The organism is Alkalispirochaeta americana, assembly GCF_900156105.1.
Classification (GTDB): Bacteria; Spirochaetota; Spirochaetia; order DSM-27196; family Alkalispirochaetaceae; genus Alkalispirochaeta; species Alkalispirochaeta americana.
Window position 1 is genome coordinate 110,782 of the sequence record NZ_FTMS01000013.1, and the last position, 9,927, is coordinate 120,708.

7 protein-coding genes are annotated in these 9,927 nt (G+C 58.9%); 4 read left to right on the top strand and 3 right to left on the bottom strand.

Annotated elements, in window-relative coordinates; genetic code table 11:
- Window positions 1–34: 34 nt before the first annotated feature.
- Window positions 35–2,182: a single-stranded-DNA-specific exonuclease RecJ gene (gene recJ, locus BW950_RS10730; protein ID WP_076489298.1), complete on the bottom strand. Its 2,148-nt coding sequence runs from the start codon at window positions 2,180–2,182 to the stop codon at window positions 35–37.
- Between the two features lie 168 nt (window positions 2,183–2,350).
- A complete protein-coding gene (gene recO, locus BW950_RS10735) occupies window positions 2,351–3,112 on the bottom strand; it encodes a DNA repair protein RecO (protein ID WP_076489299.1) in 762 nt (253 codons plus the stop codon).
- 60 nt (window positions 3,113–3,172) lie between these two features.
- Here recO and lon point away from each other — a divergent pair, with 60 nt between their 5' ends.
- The 4 genes from lon to BW950_RS10755 are packed head-to-tail and all read left to right on the top strand — an operon-like array spanning window position 3,173 to window position 9,050.
- Window positions 3,173–5,539, top strand: coding sequence for an endopeptidase La (lon, locus tag BW950_RS10740; RefSeq protein ID WP_076489300.1), 2,367 nt, complete (start codon window positions 3,173–3,175; stop codon window positions 5,537–5,539).
- A gap of 22 nt (window positions 5,540–5,561) precedes the next feature.
- On the top strand, window positions 5,562–6,521 hold the full coding sequence (locus BW950_RS10745; RefSeq protein ID WP_076489301.1) for a M15 family metallopeptidase: 960 nt from the start codon (window positions 5,562–5,564) through the stop codon (window positions 6,519–6,521).
- Between the two features lie 4 nt (window positions 6,522–6,525).
- Complete coding sequence (locus BW950_RS10750) at window positions 6,526–7,746, top strand: peptidase U32 family protein (protein WP_076489302.1); 1,221 nt, start codon at window positions 6,526–6,528, stop codon at window positions 7,744–7,746.
- A gap of 20 nt (window positions 7,747–7,766) precedes the next feature.
- Window positions 7,767–9,050 carry a DUF1015 domain-containing protein gene (locus BW950_RS10755; protein WP_076489303.1) on the top strand — a complete coding sequence of 428 codons (1,284 nt, stop codon included), beginning with the start codon at window positions 7,767–7,769 and terminating at the stop codon, window positions 9,048–9,050.
- Here the strand turns inward: BW950_RS10755 and BW950_RS10760 are convergent.
- A complete protein-coding gene (locus BW950_RS10760; protein WP_076489304.1) occupies window positions 9,011–9,556 on the bottom strand; it encodes an FtsB family cell division protein in 546 nt (181 codons plus the stop codon). The genes BW950_RS10755 and BW950_RS10760 overlap by 40 nt on opposite strands.
- Window positions 9,557–9,927 lie beyond the last annotated feature (371 nt).

Consider the following 9,927-nt stretch of genomic DNA (forward strand, 5'->3'; position numbering starts at 1 on the left):
CGGTAGCACCGGAATATGTCAACCGGCATCCTCGTCAACCCTCGTCAAGACCATCCAGAAGCTGCTCGGCAGAACGGATCATATCGATGATCACTAACTGAATCGTCTCGTTTCCGTTGTAGTAATTCCGGGAAAATTCAAAAACCACGTCAACCCGGTCCCCCCGGGAAAATTCCTTTGGCACCCGTTCTGCTGCGCTCCAGTACACGGAAGGCCATTTGAATCCGCCCCCTGCGAGCAACAGCCGCAGGTGATCCTGATCCTTGCCGATGATCTGCACGTCCTCCAGCACCATTTTGCGCGCCAGAAAGCGCAGCTCCGGGTTTCCCTGACCGTAGGGTTCAAAGCGCCCCACCAGTTCCTCCAGACCAGGATTAAGGTAGCGAGGGGGAAGTTCTGCATCAATCAGAACCTCCTCCTCCTGGTGATCATCCAGGTCAACCGATGCCATTACCTGGGAGAGCCGATCCCAGAACCGGGGCAGCCGATCCTGAAAAAAGTGAAACCCTGCAGCCTGGTTATGTCCGCCCCACTTCTCGAGAATATCCGAAAATTGATCCAGAAACGCCGTTGCAACAAACCCCCGGGCGCTGCGGACACTTCCCACCACATGACCTCCCACGGAGGTTAACACCGCTGCGGGCAGATTATAGCGGCGGCTCAACCGGCCGGCGATGATTCCTGTCACTCCCCGGTGAACTGTCGGTTCGTGCAGGACGATAATCTTTGGCTCTTCACCCTGAAGAAGCTCCTTCGCCCTGGGCAGAACAGTTTTCCAGGCTTCCTGGCCTACTTTCCGCCGCTTCTGGTTGAGCTTGTGGATCTCCCCGGCAAGACGAACCCGTTCCGTCTCGTCAGCAGTAAGAAACATCTTCACCGCCATCGAGGGTGTTCCCATGCGCCCACTGGCGTTAATCACCGGTGCAATGGCCCAACTGATATCCCGACTGACTATTTTTCGGTGCGCGAGGGAAAGTTCCCGCAAGAGCGCGGCAATTCCTGCATGAGGATGTTTGTTGAGCCGCTCCAGCCCGGCCCGAACCAACGGACGGTTTTCATTCACTATGGGCATCATGTCGGCCAGCGTAGCCACAGCCACCAGATCCAGCACCGATTCCAGAGACTCCCGAATTGCCGGGAACCGTGCCGCCGCGACCGCCCGGTAGAGAGCGAGCAGAACGTCCATTTCCCGGGCCGTTTCCCGGGTGTAACGCGCCAGACGGGAGCCCTCGCCCATTTCCAGGAGCGTCTTTCCCGTCAGGGCAGGGAAGAGTTCCCGGGTCTGCACAGCCAGATCCAGAAGATAGATATCAACCCCGCCTCCCAAAGCGTGTTTCAAAAGCTGCTCTTGCCGGGGAGCATCAAAACAGATCAGACTTCGCCCCACCAGAAAACGCTCCAGAGCGCCCATCTGCAACCGTGTTCCACCCGGGGGAAAGACCTCTCTGGCCCGATCAGCCTCAAAACCGTGCTCCAGGGCCACAGCCTCTACTTCGATGCCTCCATCGCCGTCCAGAGGGCGGGCGTGGAGCAGCGTCACAGGCTGCCCATAGAGTTCGGTTTGCCCCAGAGCGAGGGCCTGGCGCAGTTTTGCCACGACGGCACAGGCACAGAGCCCCTGGAAGGGATACCCCTCGCCCACCTTGGGGTTGATTACCGCCACCGCCGACGGCACCCGGGCCGCTGCATTATGATGATCAACTATGATGGTGTCTATTCCGAAGGTTCCCGCCAGGGCAATCTCGTCTACGCTGGTTATCCCGCAGTCTACGGTTATGATGAGCGTTCCGTGCTCCTCGGAGAAAGACTTGACCACTTCGCTGGTGAGCCCGTAGATATCGTCTCCCTCGGGAACCTGCCAACGGGTATCGATCCCCAGGCTCCGGAGCGTCTCCACCATCACGGCAGTGCTGGTGATGCCATCCACGTCGCGATCTCCAAACACAAGAACCCGCTCGCCTTCATCGCGAGCCTGAAAGATCCGCTCCACCGCCTCAGGCATATCGGGAAAATGAAAAGGATCGTGGAGATACCGGAGATCCTCCTCGAGCCAATAGGGAAGATCATCGGGGGTTGTGATGTTCCGTCTCACCAGAACAGCCGCTGAAAGCAGATCCAGTCCGTACCGTTGGGAGAGATGCTTGACCGCCGCCGCATCGACGGGTGTTTTTTGCCATTTCATGCAGGACGCCATTTCATGCGGGAGATGATCCCTCGGGAACAACCCGGCAGGCCGTGTGCAACAGGTAACTCAACATGAACCGTACCGTACCACGAATCGGATAATTTGACACCCCGCCAGACCGGCTCAGCCAGACCGGTTTGGCCAGACCCGGTTCAGCCAGAGTGATCACAAGAGAACGGCCGCTGCCTGAAGCGTCTTCAGCGGATATTGAACAGCATCCTGCACCGCCGCTGTAACAAAGCGCCGGGTTGCCTCCAGGGTAGCCGCCGTCACGGGAAACCGGGAGGCCCGTTCCAGAGAAACCTGTTCCGAGGCCATAAGAAGCCGGGCCGTCCCCGATGGCACCGGGAGCCCCCCTGCGGCCGCCCATTCCCGGGAAAAGATCGTCCCCTCCCGGCGGTCGTAGAACCGGTCCTCCTCGGGCTGAATCGCCTTTTCTGAGGCTGCGCAGATCTCCAGGGGAGGCCGCACCCCCAAAAGAGCCAGATACCGCCACAGGAGAAGCATCGAAAGGAGCTGCATCGACGCCCTGCCCCGAGGGGCCTGTTCCTCGAGCAACAGATATCCCCGGGATAAAAGATCAAAAGCCTCCTGATCTCCACCGCCGGAAGCGAAGGTTCTCCAGACCACCTCAGCCCAGAGACTGCCATGAGAATAGGCGGTAAGATTCTCCTGAATAGAGGGGTAGTGGGACCCATCAAAGTCTGTTATTTTTGCAGTATCACGACGAGGATCGCGGTAGAGATAGATGGTGCCCCGGGCAAAAGGGACCACCTTGCCCCGAAGCGAGCTTCGACGGGAACGGAGACCGTAGGCCATGGCCCGGGATACACCCTCCCGGGGGGAGAGAAAATCCACCGCACCGTGGCTTTCTCCGGCGGGAGCGATGCGCAATATGATCGCTTCCTGTTGACTGCTACGATTCATCCTACATAGCTTATACCTGTCGCCAGAGATAATCACAAGAGAGAAACTAGGAAAGAGGCTATGTCAGAACAGAACCAGATACTTCCCGCAGACCAGGTGCTGCCCAACAAGCTACTCATGATCGCCCTGAACGGAAAGCCGATCTTCCCGGGCCTGTTTACTCCGCTCATGATCACCTCTCCCGAGGACCTGGATGTTATTCGTCAGGCCCTGGAAGGCGATCAGCACATCGGTCTCGTCCTGACCCTGGATGAAAACGAGGAGAATCCCCGCGTGGAAGACCTCCACACCGTGGGAACGGCCGCAAAAATTCTAAAGCGCATCAACCTCCCCGACGGCGGAATGAACATTTTCGTCTCCACCGTAAAACGATTCCGGATCAGGAAGAGCCTGAGTTCCGAAGGACGCCCTCTGGTAGCCGCCGTGGACTATCTCGAAGAAGAGGAGACCAGCACCGACGAGGTTCGGGCTCTGACCAGGGCAATCATCAGCGAGACAAAACAGGTCAGCGAAAACAACCCTCTTTTTTCGGAAGAGATGCGCCTGAACATGGTGAACATAGACCATCCGGGGAAGATCGCCGACTTTGTCACAAGCATTCTGAACATCGACCGGGACGAACAACAGGACGTCCTGGCCACAGTGAACGTTCGGGAGCGGCTGGAAAAAGTTCTGCTCTTTATCAAGAAAGAGCAGGAGCTGCTACGCATTCAGAAGCGCATTCAGAAACAGATCAATGAGAAGATCGAAAAGAGCCAGCGGGAATACTTCCTCAAGGAGGAGCTGAAGGCGATCAAGCAGGAGCTGGGAATGCCCACCGACTCCAAAAGCTCGGAGTACGCCCGCTTCCAGGAGGCCCTGGAAAACCTTCCCCTCGATGAAGAGGCTCGAAAGCAGGTGGAACAGGAGCTGGAAAAGTTCCAGCTCATGGAACCCAGTTCCGCCGAGTTTACCCTGACCCGAAACTACCTGGAAACGATTATTCAACTCCCCTGGGAGGTCCCTTCTGCCCGAAAGGTTGACCTGACCAAGGCAGAACGGATACTCGACGCCGATCATTACGGCCTGGAGGACGTGAAGGAGCGAATCCTCGAGTTTCTGGCGGTTCGGACCCTCAGGGGGGACAACAAGGGGTCCATTATCTGCCTGGTGGGGCCTCCGGGAGTGGGCAAGACCTCGATCGGAAAATCCGTAGCACGGGCCCTGGGAAAGAAATTCTTCCGTTTTTCCGTGGGGGGGATGCGGGACGAGGCCGAGATAAAGGGCCACCGCAGGACGTATATAGGGGCCATGCCCGGCAAGGTTCTCCAGGGCCTCAAGATCGTGGGTGAGAAAGATCCCGTCTTCATGATCGACGAGATCGACAAACTGGGAGTCAGCTACCAGGGCGACCCTTCGTCGGCGCTCCTGGAGGTGCTGGATCCGGAACAAAACAACAGTTTTCGCGACCACTACCTGGATTTGCCCTTCGATGTCTCGAATATCCTCTTCATCACCACAGCAAATACCCTGGACAGCATTCCGTCACCGCTTCTGGATCGCATGGAGGTGATCCGCCTCTCGGGCTACATCGATGAGGAGAAGACCATGATCGCCCGGAAGTATCTGGTTCCCCGTTCAGCCGAACGGGCCGGCCTTGAGAAAAAGCTGGTGAAATACAATAAAGCGGCCCTGCGGGCCATCGCCAATGATTACGCCCGGGAGTCGGGAATGCGGCGCTACGAGCAGATGCTGGACAAGATTCACCGAAAACTTGCCAGAAAGCAACTCACCAGCGAGGATGCCCCCGAGAGCTACGAGATCGGCCCCGAGGATCTTGAAACCTACCTGGGGAAACCGGTCTTTCCTGAGGAAGCCCAGCGCAAGATCTCCCATCCCGGCATGGCCCTGGGCCTGGCCTGGACTCCCTACGGTGGCGATACCCTGATGATTGAGGCGATTCGCAACCGGGGGAAAAGCGGGTTCAAGCTCACGGGACAGATGGGAGATGTCATGCAGGAGTCGGCTTCCATCGCCTACAGCCGGGCCCGACATATCGCAGTCCGGTATGGTGTTCACCCGAGTTTCTTTGACGAAAACGAAATACACATCCACATTCCCGCCGGAGCGACCCCCAAGGACGGGCCTTCGGCAGGCATCACCATGGCAACAACCCTTTTGTCCCTTGCCCTGGACGAAAAGGTTCGGCCCCGACTTGCCATGACGGGAGAACTCTCCCTTGCGGGGTTCGTTCTTCCCATCGGCGGACTGAAAGAAAAGACCATAGCGGCTCGCCGTAACGGGATTAAACAGGTTATCATCCCCCGTCAGAATGAGAGGGACTTGAATGAAATACCGGAACACGTTACGCGGGGAATCACCTTTCACCCGGTGGAAAGCCTGGAAGAGGTCCTGGAGATCGCTTTGGGAAAAACCACGGCCCAGTAGATCCTGGAACGACAGAACCTTCATGGCCCGGTTCGGACGGCCCCCGGGAGCCCCTATCGTGGCGGCGCTCTTTCTGGGGGTGCTGGTCCCGGCATCGCTGGTGCTGGCCGGGTGCGTTCCCGATTTCGGGGATTCCGGGAAAACAGGCCCCGGGGACACCTCTTCCGGACCGGAAGCCCCCCCCGGGGAATCATCGCCGGAGATAACCCGCTGGGAGGAGCTCCCCGATTCCTTTCTCCCCCACGGAGACTTTGCTCTCACCCTGGGCGCTCTGCGGGAAACCCTGGCCGGAGAATCACCAGACATCGCCCGGGCGATCCTGGAAGCTCCCCAGAAGTTTCTCGGCCTGATGGCCCAGGCCCTGGAAATGCCCCGGGATCTTTTCGTCCTGGTAGACAAGAGCACACCCCTCCCGGAGGACTACGTCCCCGAAGACCTGGTGGATCTCACAGAGTATCAGGATCGGCTTACCCTGAACCGGGAGGGGCTCTCCCTCCGGAAAGTGATCATGCCCGACCTGCTGGCCATGGTAGAGGATGCTGCCCGGGAAGGGATAACCCTGGACCTCTCCAGCACCTACCGGAGCTACGCCTACCAGGAGTGGCTTTTCCAGTACTGGGTGGACCAGCTTGGAAGGGAACGGGCCGAGCGCTCCAGCGCCCGTCCCGGGTCCAGCCAGCACCAGCTTGGAACAGCCATCGATTTCGGAAGTGTCACCGGACCCTTTGCGCAACACCCGGCCGGTCGGTGGCTGGCTGAAAAAGGCTGGCGTTACGGTTTCTCGCTCTCCTACCCCCAGGAGTATGAGGAGGTCACGGGTTATATCTACGAACCCTGGCACTTCCGTTATATTACCCGCCCCGGCACCCGCCTGGAACGGTTCTTTTTCGACGGTATCCAGCAGTATTTCCTGGAGTTCTGGGACCGCAGGGAGCCCTTTTTCCGGGAACGTTACCGTCCGGGTTCGCCCTCCCACTGGTGAGACCATGGAACTACTTTCTCCCGGAGGCACAAAAGAAAAAGCCCGCCTGGCACTCCTCTACGGTGCCGACGCGGTCTATCTGGGGATTCCCGGTTTTTCCCTCCGGGCCGGGGCCGAACCGGATCTGGACCACCAGGCCCTGCGGGATCTCAAGAAAGATTTCCCTCAGCGCCGGCTCTACGGTGCCTTGAACCGTTTTGTCCTCCAGAAAGATATGGGACGCCTCAAGGAATCCCTCCAGGAACTGAGGGCCGCACCCCTGGATGCCCTGATTGTGGCCGATGCGGGTCTCCTGGAACCGATCCGGTCGATCCTTCCGGAGATCGAGCTCCATCTTTCAACCCAGGCAAACTGCACCAACTCCGGAGCAGCCCGGCTCTATCATCAAATGGGATTCTCCCGGATCGTTCCGGCCCGGGAGCTCACCCTGCCGGAAATCAGGGAGATCAAGGACGCAGTACCGGACCTGGAACTGGAGGTTTTTGTCCACGGGGCGATGTGCATGGCCTACTCGGGGCGGTGCTTTCTGTCCCAGGAGATGACAGGCCGATCGGCAAATCAGGGGGACTGCGCCCACTCCTGCCGCTGGCACTACGCCGTGGTGGAGGAACAGCGCCCCGGAGAATACTACCCGGTGCAGCAAGATCAAGACTATCTGGCCATTTTCTCTGCCCGGGATCTGATGCTTCTGGATGCGCTCCAGGAAATTCGCACGGCCGGCGTCTCGGCAATCAAAATCGAAGGACGCATGAAGAGCGCCCTCTATGCAGCTATCGCAACCCGGGCCTATCGAACCGCCCTGGATCAAACCCCCGATGCCCCACGGTGGAGAGAGGAACTCTTCCGGCTACCCCACCGCCCCTATTCGGGAGGATTCCTCCTGGAAGACAGGACGGTCCATGAACCGGCCCGGGAGTCCGGTGGTGCCGGGTATCGCCTCATGGCGATCCTGGGGGAAGCACCCCGGGGAGAACCGGTCCCGCTGACAGTGAAAAACACGGTGTATCGCGATACCAGAACCGATTTGCTCCTCCCCAACGGCTCGATAACTCCCTTGAAAGAGCTGGACCTGCGAGACTCAGCCGGACATCTCCTGGAGAGGGCAACCCAGAAACCCGCAAGCTATCTGGCCCCACCGGCAGAACTGGCAGGACAGGACCTGAGAGGAGGAATCCTTCGAAGCTGCGCAGAAGGATACCCCGAAACCGTTGCCTCCCGCCGCTGAAGCCGCTACCATAGGGAGCCATGACGATACACGAGCGATTGAGTTCCCTGGGGTTGCGGTTTCCCTCGGTCCTGATCCCTGCAGGCCATGTTGATCTGCAGCGGTGGGCGGTTATCGCCTGCGATCAGTTCACATCAGATCCTGCCTACTGGAAATCCGTGGAAGACTACGTGGGGGAAGCCCCCTCGACGCTTCGCATCATTCACCCCGAGATCTACCTGGACCAGGAGGAGACGGCCCGCGCCGCCGAAGGGATACACCAGGCCATGACTGACCTGGAGGAAGGCAGGAGCCTCCGTGAAGTTTCCCGGTCAGCTATCCTGGCAGAACGAAGACTCCCCTCGGGAACGGTGCGCCACGGTCTGGTTCTGGCAGTTGACCTGGACGCCTACGACTACCACCCCGAGACGGCGCCCCTCATACGCGCCAGCGAGGAGACGATCCCCGACCGACTGCCTCCCCGGGCAGAAATCCGTCAGGGAGCCTCACTGGAAACTCCCCACGTGCTGGTGCTCTACAACGATCCCCGGGATTCTCTCCTTGCCCCCCTGAAAGAGGCAAAACCATCCCTGGAGAAGCTCTACGAAACTCCCCTGATGATGGGCGGTGGGTCCATCTCAGGCTACCGGATTCCTCTGGAACACCCCCTGGCAGAGACAGTTGCTACAGCTTTGGAATCGCTCCGGCAGGGGAATCTTCTCTTCGCCACGGGCGATGGAAATCACAGTCTGGCTGCTGCAAAAGAGGTCTGGACCAGGCGCAAGGCTGCCGGTGCCAGCCCGGAGGATCCCTTCCGGTATTGTCTGGTAGAACTGGTTAATGTCTACGATCCCGGCCTCCCCTTTCACCCGATTCACCGGATAGGTCAGGTCAGCAAGACAGAGATGATCACTGTTCTCGAAAAAATCACTGGGGGCACGGCGCGCCATTTTACGCGCGAAGCCTTCCTGGAGGCCTTCCTCCAGGAGGGAGTACCTGAAAAATCCCTGGGGATTATCGATCAAACGGGAGGCTCTCTCCTGGAGGTTCCGCCCGGAGGCCCTCTGGCCGTGGCCGCTGCCGACCAGGCCCTGGCCGAAAGGGGAGCCCGAGGGATCGATTACGTTCACGGCAACGCCGAAGCCTGCGAGGCTGCAGACCGTACGGGAGGGATAGCCCTGCTCCTTCCCGAGTTTCCCCGGGATCAGCTCTTTCCCACTGTGGCCGCCCGGGGAACTTTGCCCCGGAAAGCCTTCTCTCTGGGAGAGGCCCGGGACAAACGCTATTACCTGGAGTGTCGCTCTCTCACATCCCAGGAGCCCTGATCCTCCCCAGCCGGGGAGCGATCCCTTTCGCGCTCCCCGGCGGAGCTTTTTCCGGCACCTGCCCGGCGAGAGCTCTTTTTTATCCCCCCGGGCAGGCGCACCAGATCCGCCAGGGCGATCAGGAGAAATACGGTAAACCCCACAGATCGAAAAAGAGGGCGGTTATCGCGAATCCTCGGCAGTGGCGAGGGCCTGAGCCCCGGCTGGTATCGATGCCTGAGTCGGGCATCACGCCCCTCGACCCGCAACACAAATTCGTCGTCTCCCACATACCCGATATCACGAGCCTCCAGGCGGATCGTCTCGGCGTCGGTTGTAAGGAGCCGGACGTAGCGCTCCAGGGCGGAGGTCTGCTCCTGGAGTTCCTTCATTTCGAGGTTCGTCTGGCGACGGGCTTCCTCCATCGCCCGATACGCGATGAGCCCTGACTGACCGAAGACTAACTCAAGAAGCAGATAGGCACCCAGGCCCAGAGAAAGCGCAAGAACGAACCAAGAACTTTTCATCTTCTCCTTAAAACGGACAAGTCAGGCCTTCTCTTTAGCTCTTTAGGGGTAACAGCAATAGCGGCACCATTGTCACCGAATTACTGGCCGTATCTCCCCCCAACCATTGATTCCTCTGAAAGCAGCTTGCTCTGAAAGTCGATCGCTCTGAAAAAAGGTTCATCGTCGATTAGCGGGGAATAAGAAATGGCAAGATGGCGGCCCACCGGGTATTGTTTGAGTCGACCAAGATCCAAACACCGGAGGACCACCATGCAAGCTATCCATCAAGATATCGACCTTCTGGGAAACTGGGAAGGCTATTACGTTCGTGGTATCAGAATTCCGCAGAACCAGAATCGAAAGATCCGTATCGAACTCCATCCGAAACA